This window comes from Ruegeria sp. YTSC002 (assembly GCF_059609845.1).
In genome coordinates this window covers 209,791-230,166 of sequence record NZ_JBXWML010000005.1, presented here as the reverse complement: position 1 = coordinate 230,166, position 20,376 = coordinate 209,791, and the positions used below count along the sequence as shown (strand labels likewise).

Below are 20,376 nucleotides of genomic sequence, written 5' to 3'. Positions count from 1 at the left end.
CAGAAAAGACCCTTTGAATGTTCTATTTCAAGCGCAACCAAACGCTGCTGGGCAGCGCTTTCACGACGGCTGAGCTGGTGTTCCATGCCACCGTACGAAAGGTGCGCTCGCAACATCCGAATGCAATAGTCGCCATCCTGATCAATGTCCTGCAACTTGTGGTGATGGGAACCACTTTCTACCTGCTCATGTCACTGATGGGCCGGGGCGGAATTCCAAAGATCAGGGGCGAATTTCTGCTGTATGTTCTGTCCGGCGTGTTCCCCTTCATGCTTCATATCCAGTCAATCGGTGCGATTTCAGGGGTTGGGTCCGCGAACAATCCGATGATGCTCCATTCGCCGATGAATGTGATGGTCACGATCCTGTCTGCGGCGCTCGGTATTCTTTACAAGCAATTGCTGGCGATGTTCGTGATCCTGTTCATCTACAGCGTCGCGGTCGCCCCGATCGAGGTGCAGGATCCCGGCGGTGCTTTCGCGATGCTGATATTGGCCTGGTTTACCGGATGCGCCGTGGGTTTGGTGTTCATGGCGATGAAGCCCTGGTTTCCGACAACCGTTGGAATGCTCACCAATATCTATCGTCGCCTGAACATGGTGTTTTCAGGAAAGATGTTCGTTGCAAACACGCTGGGCGGCGGATTGCTGATGATGTTCGCCTGGAACCCGCTGTTTCATATTATCGACCAGTGCCGGGGCTTCATCTTTCGAAACTATTTTCCGCGAAACACGAGTTGGGATTACGCATTGTGGGTGGGGATCGCCCTGCTGATGATCGGTTTGATGGGTGAGTTTTTCACGCGCCAGCATGTTTCACAAAGCTGGAACGCGCGCCGCTAACGTGCGACCCGCAGCGTCAGGTTGATCCGCCCGCCTTTTGGCAACAGCCGGGATGACCCGTATCTGATCCGGTCGATCCCGTGATAGGCCAATCGTGCCGGGCCACCCATGATCACCACGTCGCCCGAGCCCAGCCAGATCGACTCGGTCTTGCCGCCACGGGTCGTATTGCCAATTCGGAACAGGGCGTCATCGCCCAGGGAAACCGACAGAACGGGCCAGGAAAAATCTGCCTCGTCCTTGTCTTGATGCAGGCCCATTTTGGCGCCTTCTCCGTAGTAATTGACCAAACAGCAATCCGGTGCGCGCTCAGAGCTGACCAGATCGCGCCAGATATCCAGAATGACCGGGGGGATTTCAGGCCAGACCCCGCCTTTCGGATGCTTGTCCTGATAGCGATAGCCCGCCTTGTCGGTCACCCATCCCAGATCCCCGGCCGAGGTCATTCGCACCGACATCTCTTTGCCCGACGGCGTGACGGGCCGAAACAAGGGTGCCGCTTTCAGAATCGGTCGAAGAGCCGCGATCAGCCGTGCCTGGGCAGCAGGGTCAATATAGCCTTTCCTGATTTCGAACCCTCGCAAGATGACCCGCGTCATTCCGGAAACCCCAAACCTTTCCAATTCCTTGCCAAAAAAGACCTCAAATTCCCGAAAACCTGCACTCTACGGTGCTTGCAGGCCTCTTGCCTCGCCCTTATATACGCCGGGACGCGCGATGGTAGTGCTGTCGCGCACATCAGATCGGGGGTGGGATGCCATAACGGGTCCGACCCTCGGGACATCGCCTTGAAGAGAAAGGGATTGAAAAAATGGGAAAAGTAATCGGGATCGACCTCGGAACCACAAACTCCTGCGTAGCCATCATGGAAGGCTCGCAGCCGAAGGTCATCGAAAACGCCGAAGGGGCGCGGACCACGCCTTCGATCGTCGCCTTCACCGAAGATGAGCGACTGGTCGGTCAGCCGGCGAAACGCCAAGCGGTCACCAACCCCGACAACACGATCTTTGGCGTCAAACGTCTGATCGGGCGTCGTGTGGATGATGCAGAAGTCGAAAAAGACAAGAAAATGGTGCCGTATTCCATCGTGAATGGCGGCAATGGTGATGCGTGGGTTGAAGCCCGCGGTGAAAAGTATTCCCCGAGCCAGATCTCGGCCTTCACTCTGGGCAAGATGAAGGAAACCGCCGAAAGCTATCTGGGTGAAGATGTCACGCAGGCGGTTATCACCGTTCCGGCATATTTCAACGACGCCCAGCGTCAGGCCACCAAAGACGCCGGTAAAATCGCCGGTCTGGAAGTGCTGCGGATCATCAACGAACCGACAGCGGCTGCGCTGGCCTATGGTCTGGACAAAGAAGAAACCCAAACCATCGCGGTATATGACCTGGGTGGTGGTACCTTCGACGTGACCATTTTGGAAATCGACGACGGCCTGTTCGAGGTTAAGTCGACCAACGGCGACACCTTCCTGGGTGGTGAAGACTTTGACATGCGCATCGTCAACTACTTGGCGGATGAGTTCAAAAAGGAACACGGTGTCGATCTGTCTCAGGACAAGATGGCCCTGCAGCGTCTGAAAGAAGCCGCTGAAAAAGCCAAGATCGAACTGTCCTCGACCTCGCAAACCGAGATCAACCAGCCCTTCATCTCGATGGGCGCCAACGGTCAGCCGTTGCACATGGTCATGAAACTGACCCGTGCCAAGCTGGAATCGCTGGTGTCGGACCTGATCAAGAAGTCGCTGAAGCCCTGCCAGGCCGCTCTGAAAGACGCGGGTCTGTCGGCTGCTGACGTGGACGAAGTTGTTCTGGTCGGTGGTATGACCCGGATGCCGAAAGTGATCGAAGAGGTCACCAAATTCTTCGGCAAAGAGCCGCACAAGGGCGTGAACCCGGACGAAGTGGTTGCCATGGGCGCCGCCATTCAGGCCGGTGTTCTTCAGGGCGACGTCAAAGACGTGGTTCTGCTGGACGTGACTCCGCTGTCGCTGGGCATCGAAACGCTGGGTGGCGTGTTCACCCGCCTGATCGACCGCAACACCACGATCCCGACCAAGAAGTCTCAGGTCTTCTCGACCGCCGAGGACAACCAGAACGCCGTGACCATCCGCGTGTTCCAGGGTGAACGTGAAATGGCTGCGGACAACAAGATCCTGGGTCAGTTCAACCTTGAAGACATCCCGCCGGCACCGCGCGGTATGCCTCAGATCGAGGTGACTTTTGACATCGACGCCAACGGCATCGTCTCGGTTTCGGCCAAAGACAAAGGCACTGGCAAAGAACAGAAGATCACCATCCAGGCCTCGGGCGGACTGTCGGACGAGGATATCGAAAAGATGGTCAAGGACGCCGAAGAGAACGCGGAAGCCGACAAGGAACGCCGCGAGCTGATCGAGGCGAAGAACCAGGCGGAAAGCCTCATCCATTCGACCGAAAAGTCGATGGAAGAGCATTCCGACAAAGTCGACCCGACCACGATCGAAGCCATCGAGCTGGCGATCGCCGCGTTGAAGGACGAGCTGGAAACCGAAAATGCCGACAAGATCAAGTCGGGCATCCAGAACGTCACCGAAGCCGCGATGAAGCTGGGCGAGGCCATCTATAAGGCGCAAGCCGAAGAAGGCGAAGAGGAACCTGCTGCCGCAGATGCTGCACCAGGCGACGATGACATCGTCGACGCCGAGTTCGAAGATCTCGACGACGACAAACGCGCCTGACGCGTTACTCGGTTCCGGCAGGCCTGGTTCGGGCCTGCCGGAACGGTCTTCACCATGCAGCACGCGTCTCCGAAACCTCCATATGGCACTTACGTTCTTTCACATCGGATGGAAATCTTGCGCCGGTGGTCCGAGGGCATGCCACGTCAATGGATGTCGTCCGGAATTCGCAGGATAGTCATGGCCTCTCGGCGAGAGCCTTGGGATTATGCCTTTGTCGATGCCGGTGCGAATGTCGGGCTGTACACCCTGTGGGTCAAATCAGTTGCGCAGAAGTTGGCACGCAACCTGAAAGCGCTTGTGGTTGAACCGGCTCCGGTCGACAAGGCTCGCCTCGGTACCACTCTGGCTGCCAATCAAGCCAGTGAGGACATCCATTGCGACAAGGCCTTGTCTGACGAACCCGGTGAGGTGTGGTTCGAATCCGCGAACCTTGGAGACCGGGATCATGCCAAAGTTGCCGAGTCGGGCGATCTGTGCGTTCAGGCGATTCCGTTGCTGGACGCGACACGTGATGCCGGGCTGACCAGGGTTGATGCCATGAAAATGGATATCGAAGGCCAGGAAACCCGCGTATTGCGCGCTTTTTTCGAAGACGCACCGCGGGAGATTTGGCCCGAAGTGCTGCTGACGGAAATCAAGCATTCGGACGACGGGCTGGACGAGGTCTTGAATAAGGCAGGTTACGTGGCCAGTTTTGCAAACAACACCAACGGCGTGTACAGGCTCAATGAAAGCGCCGCGTCCGGCGGCACGAAGGAATAACAAATGTCAAAGCGCGACTATTACGAAGTGCTCGGCGTGTCCAAGGGCGCTTCGGCGGATGAGATCAAGAAGGGTTTTCGCAGGAAAGCCAAAGAGCTGCACCCTGACCGCAACAAGGACAACCCGGATGCCGAGGCGCAGTTCAAGGAAGCCAACGAGGCTTACGACGTTCTGCGCGATGCCGAAAAGAAGGCAGCTTATGATCGCTTTGGCCATGCCGCATTTGAAAACGGCATGGGCGGCGGTGGCCGCCCCGGTGGCGGTTTTGGCGGTCAAGGCGACTTCTCCAGCGCATTTTCGGATGTATTTGACGACCTGTTCGGTGATTTCATGGGTGGTCAAAGGGGTGGCGGCGGGCGTCGCGCCGCGCGCGGCTCGGACCTGCGCTACAACCTGCGTGTGACGCTGGAAGAGGCCTACTCGGGCCTGCAAAAAACCATCAACGTGCCAACGGCTGTGGCGTGTTCGTCCTGCGAAGGTACCGGGGCTGAAGGTGGCGTTGAGCCCACGTCCTGCCCCACCTGTTCAGGCATGGGAAAAGTGCGGGCACAACAGGGCTTCTTTACGGTGGAACGGACCTGCCCTACCTGTTCGGGACTGGGTCAGATCATCAAGAACCCCTGTAAATCCTGTCAGGGGGCCGGCAGGGTCGAAAAAGACCGCGCTTTGTCGGTGAACATTCCTGCTGGTGTCGAAACCGGAACGCGAATTCGTCTGGCGGGCGAAGGTGAGGCCGGAATGCGTGGCGGCCCTCCGGGCGATCTGTACATTTTCGTCGAAGTGGCCGAGCACAAACTGTTCGAACGCGACAGCGTGAACCTCTATTGCCGCGTGCCGGTCAGCATGGCCAAGGCGGCGCTGGGCGGATCGATCGAGGTTCCGACCATCGATGGCGGTCGCGGCCGCGTTCAGATTCCGGCCGGAAGCCAGTCGGGTCGGCAAATGCGCCTGCGCGGAAAAGGCATGCCTGCGTTGCGCGGCGGTGGCGTGGGTGACATGTTCATTGAACTGGCCGTGGAAACCCCGGTCAACCTGACCAGCCGCCAGAAAGAACTGCTCCGGGAATTCGACGATTTGGGTGAAGATAACCATCCGGAATCGAAAAGCTTTTTCTCGTCCGTCAAATCTTTCTGGGACGGTATGAAAGGCTGAACGACCGGGAACGGGGGCGCTGCCCCCGCCGCCCTTCGGGCGACTCCCCCGGGATATTTTCAGCCAGATGAAGCAAGGGGTCCTGTATTCATCTGGCCAAAAATATCCCGGAGCGCGAGGCAGAGCCTCGCATGTCACTGTCTTACACATGCAGTCACATGCAGTTTTGGCCTTAGCAGAAAGCTGAAAGTGGCAATACATCTGGAAAATTGAGACTTGATTCCGGCCCTCGACCCTGAGATTGTCCGCCTCAACCGTTGGGGTGCCCTTTGACAGGGCTGAGAGACGCAGCCGCGTTAACCCATCGAACCTGATCCGGGCAATGCCGGCGTAGGGAACGGTCTCTTGAACACAGACGTTTTCTCTACTCCGTTGCCCATAGAAGATGGAGCAACGACATGGCGGCAATTGCCCTGACCATAGCAGGATCCGACAGCGGCGGCGGCGCAGGCATTCAGGCTGACCTGAAGGCAATGTCGGCGTTGGGTGTTTTTGGCGCAAGCGTCGTCACCGCCGTTACCGCGCAGAACACGCAAGCTGTTACCGCGGTGCATGGGATTCCCTTGGATGTGATTTCCGCCCAAATTGACGCGGTTCTGAGCGATCTGGACGTTAAGGCCGTCAAAATCGGCATGCTTGGCACACCTGAGATCATTCATACGGTCGCCAGGGGGCTGGCGGCGTTCCAGGGTCCCGTGGTTCTTGATCCGGTCATGATCGCCAAATCCGGCGACGCTCTGTTGGCGCAAGAGGCGGTCCGGACGCTGCGCGATGTGTTGTTGCCAACGGCGACGGTTCTTACGCCGAATCTGCCTGAGGCGGCGTGCCTGCTGAACATGCTAGCGGCAGAAACGCGTGAGCAGATGGCTGAACAGGGCCGGGCATTGTGTGCCTTGGGTGCGGGTGCAGTCGTGATGAAAGGCGGGCACGGGTCAGGTGATATCTGCCACGATTTGCTGATCGATTCGTCGGGTGCCATGGCCGAGTTTCAGGCCCCGCGTCAGGATACGAAAAACACCCATGGGACAGGATGCACCCTGTCGTCATCCATCACTGCCGGTTTGGCCAATGGGCTGACCCTGAGGGACGCGGTTGCGCAGGCGCATGACTATCTGCAAGGGGCCATCGCGCGCGCGGATGAGCTGAATGTCGGCGCTGGGCACGGCCCGGTGCATCATTTCCACCGGGTTTGGCCCACGTGACGCTTTGGTCTGTCATAGGGGCAGGGGTTGCCGGTCTTGCCGTTGCCAGCGAACTGGTGTCGCGCGGTGCGAAGGTGCAGATATACGACCCCGGCGGGCCACCGGGCCCGCATGGGTGTTCGTGGTGGGCCGGGGGAATGCTGGCGCCGTGGTGCGAATATGAAAACGCAGAAGAACCGGTGCTGCGCCTGGGTCAGACGGCGATCGAATGGTGGGCTCAACGCACCAAGGTGATCCAGCGGGGAACGCTTGTTGTCGCAAGCGCCCGCGATGTACCGGACCTGCGCCGCTTCGCGCGTCGAACAAAAGAGTTCACCAAGGTCGAACGGGCAGAAATAACGGAATTAGAGCCTGATCTGGCAGGGTTTGGCCAGGGCCTGTTTTTCGAACGCGAAGCCCATGTCGATCCGCGTCAGGCGCTGCGCGATCTGTATCGTCAACTGCAAACTCAGGGCGTGGAGTTCCACCGGAAACTGGCCCCCGCTCAGTTGGAGAATGCCATTGACTGCCGTGGTCTTCACGCGCGCGAATACCTGCATGACCTGCGCGGCGTGAAGGGCGAGATGCTGGTCATACGATGCCCTGACGTGGAACTGACGCGCCCGGTTCGTTTGCTGCACCCGCGGATGCCGCTTTATATCGTTCCGCGCGGCGACGGCGTCTATATGTTGGGTGCGACCATGATCGAATCCGAGGACAGCAGCCGCATCACCGCCCGTTCGATGCTGGAACTGCTCAGCGCAGCCTATGCCGTGAACCCGGCTTTTGGCGAAGCCGAGGTTTTGGAGATAGGCGTCGATCTGCGCCCCGCCTTCCCTGACAACTTGCCGCGTATCCGGCGTTTGGGTCGGACGATCTATGCCAACGGGCTCTATCGCCACGGGTATCTGCTGGCACCGGCGCTGGCGCGGGGTGTTGCGGATCTGGCGCTGCACAACACACATTCGGAGATGGTCGATGAAGATCGTGCTTAACGGCGAGGCGCGCGAGGTACGCGCCGAAACCCTGTCGGAATTGTTGGACGAATGCGGTTTCTCGGGCCGTGTGGCCACCGCCGTGAACGAAGATTTTGTGCCCTCAAGCCTGCGCGTCGCTCACAAGCTGGCCGAAGGTGACCGGGTCGAGGTCGTCGCACCGATGCAGGGGGGCTGAAGATGAAGACGTTTTACGGCACTGAACTGCCCAACCCGTTGATGCTGGGCACGGCGCAATATCCAAGCCCGGCCATTCTGGAACAGGCGTTTCGCGAAAGCGGTGCAGGCGTTGCCACTGTATCCCTGCGGCGCGAAGCGGGTGCGGGTCAGACCTTTTGGAACATGATCCGCGACCTGGGTGTACGCATTCTGCCCAACACCGCCGGTTGCCATACGGTGAAAGAGGCCGTGACGACCGCCCATATGGCCCGCGAAGTGTTTGAGACCCGTTGGATCAAGCTGGAACTCATCGGACACACGGACAGCCTGCAACCGGACGTTTTCCAACTGGTCGAAGCCGCACGTATTCTGACCGAGGACGGGTTTGAGGTGTTTCCCTACACCACCGATGACCTGATCGTGGGGGAACGCCTGCTGGAAGCGGGGTGCGAGGTACTGATGCCCTGGGGCGCACCGATCGGGTCAGGACAGGGGCTGAACAACGAATACGCCCTGCGTGCGATGCGGGCGGAATTTCCTGACATTCCGCTGGTGGTGGATGCCGGAATCGGTTTGCCCAGCCACGCGGCCCGCGCGATGGAGCTGGGTTATGACGCGGTTCTGCTCAACACCGCCGTGGCCCGTGCCGGAGATCCGGTTCTGATGGCCAGGGCGATGGCGCAGGCAACCCTTGCCGGGCAGTTGGCCCATCAGGCCGACCCGATCGAGCCGCGCGATATGGCTGAGCCCTCTACTCCTGTTGTTGGAAAGGCTTTCCTGTCATGACGCTGGACCGTTTCTATCCGATCTTTGATCACTCGGACTGGCTGCGTCGGATGCTGCCGCTGGGTGTCAAACTGGTGCAGCTGCGCATCAAGGATCAACCGGATGATGTGGTGCGCGACCAGATTGCCGTCTCACGCGATCTGTGCCGCGACCATGGGGCGGTTCTGGTGATCAATGACTATTGGCAACACGCGATCGATCTGGGCTGCGACTGGATTCATCTGGGGCAGGAAGATCTGGACGATGCAGACCTGAAAGCCATTCGAAAAGCGGGTGTGAAACTGGGTGTTTCCACCCATGACGATGATGAGCTTGAGCGTGTACTGGCCATGGATCCCGATTACGTGGCATTGGGACCGGTCTACCCCACCATTCTGAAAAAGATGAAATGGCATCAGCAGGGCCTGCCCCGCGTAACGGAATGGAAGGCGCGGGTTGGTGATATTCCCTTGGTTGGTATCGGCGGCATGAGTGTTGAGCGCGCGGCCGGTGTGCTGGAGGCCGGGGCGGACATTGTCTCGGCGGTCACGGATATCACACTGAACTCCGACCCCGAAGCACGGGTGCGCGCGTGGATCGAGGTCACACGATGAGCCGGTATGCCCGCCAGACGCTTCTGCCCGAAGTTGGGGCACAAGGGCAGGCACGTCTGTCAGAGGCTCGTGTTCTGGTCGTCGGTGCGGGCGGTCTGGCTGCTCCGGTCCTGCCGCTTTTGGCCGGGGCCGGGGTGGGGCAAATGACTATTATGGACGGTGATTCCGTCGATCTGTCGAACCTGCACCGTCAAACGTTTTTCTCCGAGGCCGATTGCGGGCAACCCAAGGCGGAAACCGTCGCCGCCCGCTGCCGCGCGCTGAATGGCGAAACTTATGCCATCGGTCTGAATCAGGCTCTGACCAGTGAAAATGCGCCTGGTTCGGTGTCGCAAGCCGATATCATTCTGGATTGCGCTGACAGCTACGCGGCCAGCTACATCCTGTCGGACACGTGTCTGGCGCAGGGCAAGCCTTTGATCAGCGCCTCGGTGCTGGGGCTTTCGGGTTATGTGGGCGGGTTCTGCGGCGGGGGCCCATCGCTGCGCGCTGTCTTTCCCGATGCGCCGGACAGTGGCGCCAGCTGTGCCACTGCCGGGGTTCTGGGTCCCGTGGTTGGCGTGATCGGGGCGATGCAGGCGCAGATGGCGCTTAACGTGATCCTTGGGCTTGATCCCTCGCCCCTTGGGCAGTTGGTTCAATATGACGCAAGAACCTTGCGCAGCACCGGGTTTCGCTTTGATGACGCACCCGAGCCCGGCAACTGTTTTCGCTTTCTGTCCACAAGCCAGCTGAAGGACACGGATCAGATCATCGAACTGCGCAGTTCGCAGGAAGCCCCTGTTCCCATCCATTCGAACGCGACGCGCGTATCACCGGATAATTTGCACGAAATAGACCCTAACAAGGGAAAAAGGCTGGCTCTGTGCTGTGCCACGGGTTTACGGGCATGGCGTGCCGCCGAACAGATTCAACCAGATTGGCCGGGCGAGATTGTCCTCGTCGCGGCCTCAACCTCGTGAAGAAAAGGGAAACGCGAGACATGAAAAAGCTGATGACAGCCATCGCCCTTCTGGCCGCCGCGCCGGCATGGGCCGAAGACAAAATGACCGTCCTGCTGGACTGGTTCATCAACCCTGATCATGGTCCCATCATCGTGGCGCAGGAAAACGGCTATTTTGCCGAACAGGGGCTTGAGGTCGAGATCGTTCCGCCCGCCGACCCGTCCGCCCCGCCCCGTTTGGTGGCTGCCGGCCAAGCCGATCTGGCGGTGTCTTACCAGCCGCAATTGCACTTGCAGATTCACGAGGGCCTGCCACTGAAGCGTGTCGGCACGTTGGTTGCGACGCCACTGAACTGCCTTCTGGTGCTGGAAGACGGGCCAATCAAGTCGCCGGCCGACCTCAAGGGTAAAAAAATCGGCTTCTCGGTTGCAGGGGTCGAAGAAGCCATCCTTGGCACCGTTCTGGGCAAGTATGATGTTGCGCTGGGCGATGTTGAGCTGATCAACGTCAACTTTTCCCTCTCGCCGTCGCTGATGACCGGTCAGGTGGATGCGGTCATTGGCGCATATCGCAACTTTGAGCTGAACCAGATGGATATCGAAGGTCGTCCCGGCACCTGCTTCTATATCGAGGAAGAAGGCGTTCCGTCTTATGACGAACTGATCTATGTCGCCAATCCGGATACGATGGACAAGGACAAGATTGCCCGGTTCCTCGCCGCGACTGAAAAAGCGACCCAATATATCGTCAACAACCCGGAAAAAAGCTGGGAAATCTTCGCGGCCACCTCGCCCGAACTTCAGGACGAGTTGAATGCCCGCGCCTGGGTCGATACACTGCCGCGCTTTGCACTGCGTCCGGCAGGTTTTGATGCCGGTCGTTATGCCCGGTTCGAAACCTTCCTGAACGAAAGCGGGATGATCGACAGCGTCCTTCCGGTCAGTGACATCGCCATCGACGTGACCGCGCAATGAGCAACTATGGCAAAGCCTTCGCGCTGATGCGTGATGCTGCGGCGGGGCCGTGGCGGGATTATACCCGCCACGCCTTCGTAGAGGGCATGAAAGACGGAACGCTGCCACGCGAGGCGTTTCTGCATTATCTGCGGCAGGATTATGTGTTCCTTATCCACTTCAGCCGCGCGTGGGCCCTGGCGGTGGTGAAATCGGAAACGCATGAAGAAATGCTTGCCGCATCGCGAACCGTGAACGGTTTGATCAGCGAAGAGATGAAACTGCATATCGGTCTCTGCGCGGCAGAAGGCATCTCGCAGGCAGAGCTGTTTGCAACGCCAGAGCGTCACGAGAATCTGGCCTATACCCGGTTTGTCCTGGAAGCAGGCTACAGCGGAGACCTTCTGGATCTGCTGGCGGCGCTTGTTCCTTGCGTCATGGGATATGGCGAGATCGGTACACGGCTGTCCGCCGAGGCAACGTCCGGGACATATCGCGGCTGGATCGACACGTATGCCGGTGAAGATTACCAAGGCGCATGTGTCGCGGTCGGCGAGTTGCTGGATCAGGCTCTAACACGACGTATTGGGGCTGATTTTCAGGGTTCGCCACGCTGGGATCGACTGTGCCAGACCTTCCGCAAGGCGACAGAGCTTGAGGTTGACTTCTGGCAGATGGGTTTGACGCCATGACCCCTGCGCCCGAACTGACCATCAACGGCACTGCCACGATCGACGGCGCGACCCTGTTTGCGCCGCTGACCCTGACCCTTGGGGCCGGGGCGTGGACGTGCCTGCTGGGCGGTTCGGGCGTGGGAAAAACCACGGTTCTGAGGTTGATTGCAGGGCTCGAGACCGGGGCCGCCTTCGCTGGCCATATCACGGCCAGTGATGGCTTGCCGGTATCCGAGCGTGTCTCATACATGGCGCAGGATGATCTTCTGTTGCCTTGGGCGACCGTCGCGCAGAATGTCTCGCTGGGCGCGCGTTTGCGTGGTGAAACCGTTGATCTTGATCGACGCGACCGCCTTATAAAACGTATGCGGTTGCAGGATCACATGAACAAGAAGCCCAACGCGTTGTCCGGTGGGCAACGCCAGCGTGTCGCTTTGGCCCGGACCTTGATGGAAGATCGTCCCGTTGTTTTGCTGGACGAACCCTTTTCGGCGCTCGATGCCCGCACCCGCGCTGACATGCAGGATCTGGCCGCCGAAGCTTTGAACGGGCGCACCGTCCTTCTTGTGACCCATGATCCGGCGGAAGCTGCGCGTTTGGGGCAATCCATCGTGGTGATGACGCAGCACGGATTGACGCCCTGCGATCCGCCCCGGGCCCCGGCCCCGCGCCGCGTGGATGATCTGGAGACACTGGAAACCCAGGGTGCCTTGCTGCGTCTTCTCCGCGAGGGCGCGCCATGAGGTATTTTTCTGCATTGGCCGCAACTTTGTTTGCCTTGCTGATTTGGCAGGGCATCGTGACCCTGACCGGATTGCCTAAGTTCATCCTGCCCGGACCCGCCGTCGTGGCCGAAACCTGGTGGCAGAACCGCTGGGTGATCGCCGAGCACACCTGGATCACCGCGATCGAAGTGGTGATCGGTATGGCGTGCGGGACGCTGCTGGGTGTCGTCACCGCGTTGCAACTGGCAAATTCGCGGGCGGCGCGGGTGCTGGTGCAGCCGATGCTCGTGTTCACGCAGGCTCTGCCGGTTTTCGCATTGGCACCGTTGCTGACGCTGTGGCTGGGCTATGGGCTCTGGTCCAAGGTCGCCATGGCGGTGCTGATCATCTATTTCCCCATCACCTCGTCTTTCTTCGACGGGCTGATGCGCACCCCTTCGGGATATCTGGATCTGGCCCGAACGATGCAGGCCAGCAAGCGCGCCGTATTGTGGCATATCCGCATCCCGGCGGCGCTGCCCTCGCTGGCGTCGGGGATGCGGTTGGCGGCGGTGTATGCTCCGATTGGGGCAGTGATCGGTGAATGGGTCGGCTCGTCGCAGGGGCTGGGCTATCTGATGCTGCTGGCCAATGGGCGGGCCAAGACCGATCTCATGTTTGCCGCGATGCTGACGCTGGGTGTGTTCTCGATCCTTCTGCACATGGTTGTCCGTCGGGCCACGGCACGCATGGCGGGCGAGATGCATTAACCAATCAGAAACCGATTCTGGGTGAGGGTGAGCCCATGACACAGGACGCCTTTGCCGAAGCCCCGATGCTGTTTGATACGGACGAAGCGCCGGCGCAGCCGCTGCCCTCTGGTCGGCTACCCTCCTACATAAAAGACCACCGCAAGCGGCTGCGCGAACGGTTCATGACTGGCGGGTCGGCGGCGATGCCGGATTACGAACTGCTGGAGCTGGTTCTGTTCCGGTCCATTCCCCGGCAGGATGTGAAGCCACTGGCGCGGGCGTTGATGGACACTTTTGGTGATTTCAATCGTGTCCTGACCGCGCCCGAGGAACGACTGCGCCAGATCAAGGGCGTTGGCGATACCGTCGTTACCGACCTGAAAATTCTTGAGGCCTGCGCCCATCGGATGGCGCGCGCCCGGGTGATGCAGCGGCATGTGATCTCGGGCTGGGATGCACTGCTGGATTATTGTCACACCACCATGGCACATCGTGAGATCGAACAGTTTCGCGTGTTCTATCTGGACCGCAAGAACGTAATGATCGCGGATGAGGAACAGGCCAAGGGCACCGTGGATCACGTGCCGGTTTACCCGCGCGAGGTTGCCAAACGAGCGCTGGAACTGAATGCCTCGGCCCTGATTCTGGTGCACAACCACCCGTCGGGTGATCCGACGCCCTCGCAATCGGATATCGACATGACAAACCGTATTCAGGATGCCTGTTCGGCATTGGGCCTGACCCTTCACGACCACCTGATCATTGGAAAATCGACCGAGTTGAGCTTTCGCTCCGAAGGGTATCTGTGACCTTCACTGCACCCAGATTTCAACCCGGCGGTTGACCTTGCGGCCCCATTCGGTGTCGTCACAGGCCATCGGCATTGCTTCGCCAAACCCTTCCGCGACCACCTCGATACTGTCTGATATCGATGTCTCGGCCGCAGCCAATACCGCGTTTCGTACGGTCTGTGCACGCCGCAGGGCAATGCGGGCGTTGGTGGCGGCCCCGCCATCCCCGTCGCTGAAGCCGGCAAACACCAGCTTGCGTGCCTTCAGTGTTCCGGCGTCAAGCATATGTGCCAGTTGCTGAATATTGGAGCGTGACTGCGCATCCGGACGGGATGATCCGGGCTCGAACCGAACCGACAGGGACAGGCGCGACAGCGGGCGCAGGGTTTCGATCATGCGCTGAAGCTCGTCCAGCCCAACTTCGGGCCCTCCGGTGGCGATGGCATTGGCAAGCCGGTCGCCTTGTACGCCAACCGGCAAGGTTTCAGGCGACTGATCCACATAACCTGCGTCACGAATGGCCATCTGGGCCCCGGGGCTTAGACTAAAGGCCAGAAACTGCCGTGCGATCCGCGGCAGGCGGCGTTCGGGCAGATACAGGAACATCGGCAGATTCAGCGGATAATCTTCGGTCTTGATCGATTGACGGGTTGCGGCCAGCGGATGCCCACACCCTCCGGTCAACGGCAGGGCGCGGGTATCGCCGGCTGTCGCCTTGCTGGCGATTCCGATGGAAAACGGGTCTTTTGCCACGGCCTTGGTCAGGTCGCTTGTTCGAATATGACGAATTGCGGTATCGGTCAGTTCCACACCAGCGGTCTTCAATACCTGATCCTCGACAGCCTGCGCCAGCCCCGAACCCGGATCCGGCACATGCAAGGCGATCGGAGCATCCGGCCCGCCCAGGTCCACCCAGTTCTTCACTTCACCTGACAGAATGCGCGCCAAATCGGCCAGCGAAATCTGACGCATCACACTATCGGGCGCCACCACCGGAACCATGGCGTCCAATGCAACAACCCTGGATCGCCGGGCCCGTTTCAAATCACCCAGCCCCGCGGCTTCGGCTGCATCCCGCTCTGCCTCGCGTACTTCGCGCAGGGCCATCACGATATCTGTCTGGGCTTCGATCAGCTTGGCGAATCCACGATCCGTGGTCCCAACGTCAAAGTAGAACCGCGCCAACGGGGCGTCACGGCCTGACTGAAAAAGTTCATAGACGAAGGTGTCCGAATCCACGCGGGCAGGCGTTGCGGTCAGATCTTCCTGCCGCGCAAACCCGATGATCAGGGCGGGCAGGACCGTTTCGGCCATGACAGACGATCCGGAAAACCACAACTCGGCTACGAAATCCGTCAGGCTGGGGCACGCAGGTCCGTCGCATGTGACGCCCGAACCATCAACGGTCAACTCACCGAACTGCGTATCAACGCGGTAGAATTCGCCGTCAAAGCCCAGCAGGTTGCCTGTTACTTCGACCTTGCCGTCATGAGACGTCAGCGTGATGTCCTGCGCCATTGCACAGGTCGCACCTGCAACGGTAAACAGCGCGGTCACAGCCGCACGAAAGAAAGTCATAAGAGAGTCGAGCCTGCCTGCGGATTACTTTGCCGCAATTGTCAGGTCTGAGAGCAGATTATTCAACACCAGAAACTCACCGGCCTGCGAACAATCCGGAAGGGTCAGGGACATGTCGCGCGACCGCAGGCGGCTATCCGAGAGAAGTTCCAGCGCCTGCACATTCAGCGTTTGCCCGCAGTTGGCTTCGGTTACTTCGGCTTCGACCGTCAGGTCGATGGTGCCGGACCGGCCCGATGCGCCTGTCGGAAAGGAATAGACTTCGATATTCTTGGCACTGCCCAGACCCGTCTGGCCCAGGCGCAGAACCTCTCCTGCGCCATTTGCCGAGGACTCATCCCACACATGGCCGCTGCTGCCATAGCTTGCCCCGAATTCCAGCGCGTGAATCTGCAACTCGGTATCACCCTGCCATTGCAGGACGACGCGGTCATATTCGGCAATGTCGGTCACGTGAGTGGTGGCGACCGTACCGGTTTCATCTTCGAATGAAATCAGGAAAATCGCGTATTCCGACAGTGCCGGGATGGTCATGCCCAAGGCACCGGAATCGTCGGTGCTCTGGCTGACCGTCAGGCCGCTGTGATGAATTTCAACGCGTTCGTTTCGGTGGCAGGGTGCCCGCAGCGACAGCTGTGCCATTGCGCCGGGGACGGCAACGGCGCGCGCGCTGATGTTGCAATCCGTCGTTTTCGGGGCTGACGGAACCGCGCGGGGTTCGGGCGCTGCCGCCCCGGAATCTGCGTCAGACGCCGGAGCCGAAGTCAGTACGATAGCATCCAACCCCGACAAAACCGAAGATTGCTGAGATGCCGAGGCAACATCAACACTATCCCCCGCGTTCGCCGGCTGCGCGGTTGGTCCGTTCTGCATCAGGTAGCCTATGCCCAAAGCACAAGCGACCGTGCCGCACATGGTCACGTAGTTTCGAACTACAAACAAGACACCCTCCCCAGTTGAAGGAGCAAATCGCACATTCGCCACGAATCGCGGCCAATTTGTGGCCGCGAGACGAACACATTGTGGATTCGGCGGGTGACGTTAGGTCAGTCGGCCATGGCAGTGTTTGAACTTCTTGCCCGAGCCACACGGGCAGGGATCATTTCGCGACGGGTTCCCCCAGGTCGATGGATCGCTTTCGTCGAACCCGGGAAGCGCATCGCCCGAGGCCGCAGCCTCTGCCTTGGCTTCGGCCTGTTTCGCGGCCTTGTCCACGGCCTCCTGCGCCTGCGCCTGCTGCCCTGCCATCTGCGCCAGCATTTCTTTCTGCTCTTCTTCGGTCAGCGGACGTACGCGTGACAATTGCTGTGTCACGGTTTCGCGCAGGGAATCCAGCATGCTTTCGAACAGCTGGAAGCTTTCGTTCTTGTATTCGTTCAGCGGATCGCGCTGGGCATAACCGCGGAACCCAACGACCGAGCGCAGATGTTCCAGGGTCAGCAGATGCTCGCGCCATTTGCTGTCGATGGTCTGAAGCAGAACCTGCTTTTCGATGTTGCGCATGTTTTCAGGGCCAAAGGCGACGGCCTTCTGCGCCATCATCTCATCCGCAGCCTTGATCAGACGTTCGCGCACCTGCTCGTCATCCACGCCTTCTTCGGCGGCCCAGTCCTGAACCGGGACGTCCATGTTCAGCTTGTCCTTTATCGCCTCGTGCAGGCCCTCGGTATCCCACTGATCCGCATAGGATTTCGGCGGCATGTATTCGTCAATCAGGTCGTCAATCACCTGTTCGCGCATATCCGAGACGATCTCGGACAGGTCGTTCGCAGACATGATTTCGCGGCGCTGGCTGAAGATCACCTTCCGCTGGTCGTTCATCACGTCGTCGAACTTCAGAACGTTCTTGCGCATGTCAAAGTTGCGGCCTTCGACCTTGGATTGCGCGCGTTCCAGCGATTTGTTCACCCAGGGGTGAATGATCGCTTCGCCTTCCTTCATGCCTAGCGTGGTCAATACCTTGTCCAGCCGTTCCGAGCCGAAGATGCGCATCAGGTCATCCTCGAGGCTCAGGTAAAACACCGTTCGGCCCGGATCGCCCTGACGGCCGGAACGACCGCGCAGCTGGTTGTCGATTCGACGGCTTTCGTGGCGTTCGGATGCCATGACGTAAAGGCCGCCAGCAGCCAGAACCTTTTCTTTTTCCTCGGCGTGGCGTGCTTCTTCGGCGGCCCGCAGTTCAGATGGATCCGCGTCTGGATTCTCGGCAATCGCTTTCATCACCTTCATATCTACATTGCCGCCAAGCTGAATGTCGGTGCCGCGACCGGCCATGTTGGTGGCGATGGTTACTGCACCCAGACGACCGGCATCAGCAACGATCTGAGCCTCTTGTTCGTGCTGGCGGGCGTTCAGAACGTTGTGCTTGATACCTTCCTTGGTCAGCATCTGGCTGAGCAGTTCGGATTTTTCGATCGACGTGGTCCCCAGCAGAACCGGCTGGCCCTTCTCCTGCGCCTTTTTCGTCTCGGCGATCATCGCGTTGTATTTTTCGGCGGCCGTACGATAGACCTGATCATCTTCGTCGATACGGGCAATCGGCAGATTGGTCGGAACTTCGACCACGCCCAGACCGTAGATCTCGGCAAATTCTTCGGCTTCGGTCAGCGCGGTGCCGGTCATGCCGCTCAGTTTGTCATACAGGCGGAAATAGTTCTGGAATGTCACGCTGGCCAATGTGACGTTTTCCGGCTGGATCTGAACCTTTTCCTTGGCTTCGATCGCCTGATGCAGACCTTCGGACAGGCGACGGCCCGGCATCATGCGGCCGGTGAATTCATCGATCAGAACGACATTGCCGTCGCGCACGATGTAATCCTTGTCGCGCTGGAACAGCTTGTGTGCACGCAGCGCCTGATTGACGTGATGCACGACGGTGGTGCTTTCCGGATCATACAGGGAATGGCCTTCGGGAATCAGGCCGGCCTGAAGCAACTGTGCCTCAAGAAATTCGTTGCCTTCATCGGTGAAGGTCACATTGCGCGATTTTTCGTCCAGGGTGTAATGATCTTCGCTCAGCGTCGGGATCAGGGCATCAATCGCGGTGTACAGGTCAGACCGATCCTGCGCAGGACCCGAGATGATCAGCGGCGTCCGCGCTTCATCGATCAGGATCGAGTCGACCTCGTCCACGATCGCAAAGTTGTGATGTTTCTGGTAAACCTGCTCCAGATCCGCCTTCATGTTGTCGCGCAGATAGTCGAAGCCCAGCTCATTGTTGGTGGCATACGTGATGTCACAGGAATACGCTGCCAGTTTTTCCGCGTCGGGCTGGCCGGACCAGATCACACCAGTGGTCATGCCTACGGCCGCAAACACCTTGCCCATCCATTCCGCGTCACGTTTGGCCAGGTATTCGTTCACCGTGACGACATGCACGCCCTTGCCGGTCAGCGCGTTCAAATAGGCCGGGAAGGTGGCGACCAGAGTCTTGCCTTCGCCCGTCTTCATTTCCGAGATGTTGCCCTGATGCAGGAAAATGCCGCCCATCAGCTGCACGTCAAAGGCCCGCAGGCCAAGTGCGCGCTTGGCGCCCTCGCGTACGTTGGCAAAGGCCTCGGGCAGCAGGTCGTCCAGGCTTTCGCCATCCAGTGCGCGCTTGCGCAGGTCTTCGGTCTTGTCGATCAGACCTTGATCTGAAAGCTTTTCAAACTCTGGTTCCAGCGCATTGATCTTTTCGACCAGAGGGCGGGTCGCCTTGATCTTGCGGTCGTTCGGTGTTCCGAACACCTTTTTGGCGAGCGTTCCGAGTCCCAGCATGTTCACTCCAGAGGATCTGTTCTTTTCGTGGTTGCGACAGGCTTGCCCACCTTGCGCGCAACCCATAGATACGGGGGGTGAAAGGCGGCCCTGTCCAAGGCTTCAAAGCGATGTAAGCGGCAGGTTCCAGAGTGTCAACGCCGCGCCCTGTCGCGGCAAGAAAATAGGATGATTCAATGCCCAAAGGTCTCACTTTTCTGCCATCGCTGGCCCTGGCCGCCGTGATGGCCCTGCCGCTGGCTGCCGAAAACCAGCCGGATGCGTCGACCGTTGTCGCTCGGGTAAACGGGGATGAGATCACATTGGGTCACGTGATCGCCACCGTCGCTTCTCTGCCACCGCAATATCAGCAGGCGGAAGACGACGTGCTGTTCGACTTCGTTCTGGAACAGCTGATCCAGCAGCAATTGCTGGGACAGCAACAGGATGGCCTGAACAAGCGGAACGCGCTGACACTCGACAATGAAAAGCGGTCGCTTCAGGCGGTTCAGACGGTCGCGGCCCTGACCAGCGATGTTGTTACCGACGAAGCCATTCAGGCCGCTTACGATGCGCGTTTCAATGAATTCGCGGGTGAAGACGAATTCGACGCCAGCCATATTCTGGTGGAATCGGAAGAAGAAGCCAAAGCGCTCAAGGCACAGCTTGATGATGGTGCCGATTTTGCGGAACTCGCCCGAGAGAACTCGACCGGTCCGTCCGGCCCGAATGGTGGCGCGCTGGGATGGTTCGGAAAAGGCCAGATGGTACCCGAATTCGAGGCGGCAGTGATCGCGCTGGAAAAAGGGCAGGTGTCGGATCCGGTGCAAACCCAATTTGGCTGGCATCTGGTCAAGCTGAACGACAAGCGCAAAACCGAAGCCCCCGAACTGGACGCGGTGCGCGATGAGCTGGCGCAATCCATTCAGCAAGAGGCCATTCAGGCGCGGATCGACGAGTTGACCCAGCAGGCACAGATCGAACGCCCCGCGCTGGAAGGCGCAGGCCCCGAGATCATGCGCCAGCTGGACCTGATTCAGGAGTAAAGAC

20 protein-coding genes and 1 riboswitch are annotated in these 20,376 nt (G+C 59.3%); of the genes, 16 read left to right on the top strand and 4 right to left on the bottom strand.

Going from position 1 to position 20,376, the window contains the following annotated elements; genetic code table 11:
- Positions 1-17: 17 nt before the first annotated feature.
- The gene (locus tag AC2FFD_RS12415) at positions 18-842 is read left to right on the top strand and encodes an ABC transporter permease (RefSeq protein WP_257599729.1); all 825 of its coding nucleotides are present in this window, start codon (positions 18-20) and stop codon (positions 840-842) included.
- Here the strand turns inward: AC2FFD_RS12415 and AC2FFD_RS12410 are convergent.
- The gene (locus AC2FFD_RS12410; RefSeq protein ID WP_496873193.1) at positions 839-1,441 is read right to left on the bottom strand and encodes an alpha-ketoglutarate-dependent dioxygenase AlkB family protein; all 603 of its coding nucleotides are present in this window, start codon (positions 1,439-1,441) and stop codon (positions 839-841) included. The genes AC2FFD_RS12415 and AC2FFD_RS12410 overlap by 4 nt on opposite strands.
- A gap of 212 nt (positions 1,442-1,653) precedes the next feature.
- Between AC2FFD_RS12410 and dnaK the strand changes: the two genes are divergently transcribed.
- The 14 genes from dnaK to radC all read left to right on the top strand — a co-directional run bounded on the left by dnaK (position 1,654) and on the right by radC (position 14,028).
- Positions 1,654-3,561 carry a molecular chaperone DnaK gene (gene dnaK, locus AC2FFD_RS12405; RefSeq protein ID WP_496873192.1) on the top strand — a complete coding sequence of 636 codons (1,908 nt, stop codon included), beginning with the start codon at positions 1,654-1,656 and terminating at the stop codon, positions 3,559-3,561.
- A 138-nt stretch (positions 3,562-3,699) separates the two neighbouring features.
- Positions 3,700-4,326, top strand: a complete 627-nt coding sequence (locus tag AC2FFD_RS12400) for an FkbM family methyltransferase (protein WP_496873191.1) — start codon at positions 3,700-3,702, stop codon at positions 4,324-4,326.
- Between the two features lie 3 nt (positions 4,327-4,329).
- On the top strand, positions 4,330-5,478 hold the full coding sequence (dnaJ, locus tag AC2FFD_RS12395) for a molecular chaperone DnaJ (RefSeq protein WP_152459574.1): 1,149 nt from the start codon (positions 4,330-4,332) through the stop codon (positions 5,476-5,478).
- A gap of 248 nt (positions 5,479-5,726) precedes the next feature.
- Positions 5,727-5,832, top strand: a riboswitch (TPP riboswitch).
- Between the two features lie 44 nt (positions 5,833-5,876).
- Positions 5,877-6,680, top strand: coding sequence for a bifunctional hydroxymethylpyrimidine kinase/phosphomethylpyrimidine kinase (gene thiD, locus AC2FFD_RS12390; protein WP_496873190.1), 804 nt, complete (start codon positions 5,877-5,879; stop codon positions 6,678-6,680).
- Positions 6,677-7,654 (top strand): glycine oxidase ThiO, encoded by a 978-nt coding sequence (gene thiO / locus AC2FFD_RS12385; protein WP_170345791.1) that lies wholly within the window; start codon positions 6,677-6,679, stop codon positions 7,652-7,654. Before thiD ends, thiO begins: the two co-directional genes overlap by 4 nt.
- On the top strand, positions 7,638-7,832 hold the full coding sequence (thiS, locus tag AC2FFD_RS12380; RefSeq protein ID WP_496873189.1) for a sulfur carrier protein ThiS: 195 nt from the start codon (positions 7,638-7,640) through the stop codon (positions 7,830-7,832). Before thiO ends, thiS begins: the two co-directional genes overlap by 17 nt.
- Positions 7,833-7,834: 2 nt before the next feature.
- On the top strand, positions 7,835-8,599 hold the full coding sequence (locus AC2FFD_RS12375) for a thiazole synthase (protein WP_425079440.1): 765 nt from the start codon (positions 7,835-7,837) through the stop codon (positions 8,597-8,599).
- Positions 8,596-9,192, top strand: coding sequence for a thiamine phosphate synthase (locus AC2FFD_RS12370; RefSeq protein ID WP_425079439.1), 597 nt, complete (start codon positions 8,596-8,598; stop codon positions 9,190-9,192). The genes AC2FFD_RS12375 and AC2FFD_RS12370 overlap by 4 nt, the downstream gene beginning before the upstream one ends.
- A complete protein-coding gene (locus AC2FFD_RS12365) occupies positions 9,189-10,154 on the top strand; it encodes a HesA/MoeB/ThiF family protein (protein ID WP_496873188.1) in 966 nt (321 codons plus the stop codon). The genes AC2FFD_RS12370 and AC2FFD_RS12365 overlap by 4 nt, the downstream gene beginning before the upstream one ends.
- 20 nt (positions 10,155-10,174) lie before the next feature.
- Positions 10,175-11,110 (top strand): ABC transporter substrate-binding protein, encoded by a 936-nt coding sequence (locus AC2FFD_RS12360; protein WP_170345786.1) that lies wholly within the window; start codon positions 10,175-10,177, stop codon positions 11,108-11,110.
- Positions 11,107-11,781 carry a thiaminase II gene (tenA, locus tag AC2FFD_RS12355; RefSeq protein ID WP_496873187.1) on the top strand — a complete coding sequence of 225 codons (675 nt, stop codon included), beginning with the start codon at positions 11,107-11,109 and terminating at the stop codon, positions 11,779-11,781. The genes AC2FFD_RS12360 and tenA overlap by 4 nt, the downstream gene beginning before the upstream one ends.
- Positions 11,778-12,506 (top strand): ABC transporter ATP-binding protein, encoded by a 729-nt coding sequence (locus AC2FFD_RS12350; RefSeq protein WP_496873186.1) that lies wholly within the window; start codon positions 11,778-11,780, stop codon positions 12,504-12,506. Before tenA ends, AC2FFD_RS12350 begins: the two co-directional genes overlap by 4 nt.
- A complete protein-coding gene (locus AC2FFD_RS12345) occupies positions 12,503-13,237 on the top strand; it encodes an ABC transporter permease (RefSeq protein WP_425079435.1) in 735 nt (244 codons plus the stop codon). The genes AC2FFD_RS12350 and AC2FFD_RS12345 overlap by 4 nt, the downstream gene beginning before the upstream one ends.
- Before the next feature lie 35 nt (positions 13,238-13,272).
- Positions 13,273-14,028 carry a RadC family protein gene (gene radC, locus AC2FFD_RS12340; RefSeq protein ID WP_152459563.1) on the top strand — a complete coding sequence of 252 codons (756 nt, stop codon included), beginning with the start codon at positions 13,273-13,275 and terminating at the stop codon, positions 14,026-14,028.
- A 3-nt stretch (positions 14,029-14,031) separates the two neighbouring features.
- Here radC and AC2FFD_RS12335 read toward each other — a convergent pair whose 3' ends face one another.
- The 3 genes from AC2FFD_RS12335 to secA all read right to left on the bottom strand — a co-directional run bounded on the left by AC2FFD_RS12335 (position 14,032) and on the right by secA (position 19,347).
- A complete protein-coding gene (locus tag AC2FFD_RS12335; RefSeq protein WP_496873185.1) occupies positions 14,032-15,588 on the bottom strand; it encodes a phosphate ABC transporter substrate-binding/OmpA family protein in 1,557 nt (518 codons plus the stop codon).
- 24 nt (positions 15,589-15,612) lie between these two features.
- Positions 15,613-16,530, bottom strand: a complete 918-nt coding sequence (locus AC2FFD_RS12330) for a hypothetical protein (protein ID WP_496873184.1) — start codon at positions 16,528-16,530, stop codon at positions 15,613-15,615.
- A gap of 99 nt (positions 16,531-16,629) precedes the next feature.
- Positions 16,630-19,347: a preprotein translocase subunit SecA gene (gene secA, locus AC2FFD_RS12325; RefSeq protein ID WP_496873183.1), complete on the bottom strand. Its 2,718-nt coding sequence runs from the start codon at positions 19,345-19,347 to the stop codon at positions 16,630-16,632.
- Positions 19,348-19,523: 176 nt separating this feature from the next.
- On the opposite strand from secA, the gene AC2FFD_RS12320 reads away from it, so the two are divergent.
- Positions 19,524-20,372, top strand: a complete 849-nt coding sequence (locus AC2FFD_RS12320; RefSeq protein ID WP_170345779.1) for a peptidylprolyl isomerase — start codon at positions 19,524-19,526, stop codon at positions 20,370-20,372.
- The last annotated feature ends 4 nt before the right edge of the window (positions 20,373-20,376 follow it).

What these genes read in the sequence shown, in the direction of transcription:
- AC2FFD_RS12335 (WP_496873185.1), bottom strand. Translation starts at nt 15,588, where the DNA reads ATGACTTTCTTTCGTGCGGCTGTGACCGCGCTGTTTACCGTTGCAGGT.
- AC2FFD_RS12320 (WP_170345779.1), top strand. Translation starts at nt 19,524, where the DNA reads ATGCCCAAAGGTCTCACTTTTCTGCCATCGCTGGCCCTGGCCGCCGTG.
- secA (WP_496873183.1), bottom strand. Translation starts at nt 19,347, where the DNA reads ATGCTGGGACTCGGAACGCTCGCCAAAAAGGTGTTCGGAACACCGAAC.
- thiS (WP_496873189.1), top strand. Translation starts at nt 7,638, where the DNA reads ATGAAGATCGTGCTTAACGGCGAGGCGCGCGAGGTACGCGCCGAAACC.
- thiD (WP_496873190.1), top strand. Translation starts at nt 5,877, where the DNA reads ATGGCGGCAATTGCCCTGACCATAGCAGGATCCGACAGCGGCGGCGGC.
- dnaK (WP_496873192.1), top strand. Translation starts at nt 1,654, where the DNA reads ATGGGAAAAGTAATCGGGATCGACCTCGGAACCACAAACTCCTGCGTA.
- AC2FFD_RS12365 (WP_496873188.1), top strand. Translation starts at nt 9,189, where the DNA reads ATGAGCCGGTATGCCCGCCAGACGCTTCTGCCCGAAGTTGGGGCACAA.
- AC2FFD_RS12345 (WP_425079435.1), top strand. Translation starts at nt 12,503, where the DNA reads ATGAGGTATTTTTCTGCATTGGCCGCAACTTTGTTTGCCTTGCTGATT.
- AC2FFD_RS12360 (WP_170345786.1), top strand. Translation starts at nt 10,175, where the DNA reads ATGAAAAAGCTGATGACAGCCATCGCCCTTCTGGCCGCCGCGCCGGCA.
- dnaJ (WP_152459574.1), top strand. Translation starts at nt 4,330, where the DNA reads ATGTCAAAGCGCGACTATTACGAAGTGCTCGGCGTGTCCAAGGGCGCT.
- AC2FFD_RS12410 (WP_496873193.1), bottom strand. Translation starts at nt 1,441, where the DNA reads ATGACGCGGGTCATCTTGCGAGGGTTCGAAATCAGGAAAGGCTATATT.
- AC2FFD_RS12400 (WP_496873191.1), top strand. Translation starts at nt 3,700, where the DNA reads ATGCCACGTCAATGGATGTCGTCCGGAATTCGCAGGATAGTCATGGCC.
- AC2FFD_RS12415 (WP_257599729.1), top strand. Translation starts at nt 18, where the DNA reads ATGTTCTATTTCAAGCGCAACCAAACGCTGCTGGGCAGCGCTTTCACG.
- AC2FFD_RS12370 (WP_425079439.1), top strand. Translation starts at nt 8,596, where the DNA reads ATGACGCTGGACCGTTTCTATCCGATCTTTGATCACTCGGACTGGCTG.
- AC2FFD_RS12350 (WP_496873186.1), top strand. Translation starts at nt 11,778, where the DNA reads ATGACCCCTGCGCCCGAACTGACCATCAACGGCACTGCCACGATCGAC.
- tenA (WP_496873187.1), top strand. Translation starts at nt 11,107, where the DNA reads ATGAGCAACTATGGCAAAGCCTTCGCGCTGATGCGTGATGCTGCGGCG.
- AC2FFD_RS12375 (WP_425079440.1), top strand. Translation starts at nt 7,835, where the DNA reads ATGAAGACGTTTTACGGCACTGAACTGCCCAACCCGTTGATGCTGGGC.
- radC (WP_152459563.1), top strand. Translation starts at nt 13,273, where the DNA reads ATGACACAGGACGCCTTTGCCGAAGCCCCGATGCTGTTTGATACGGAC.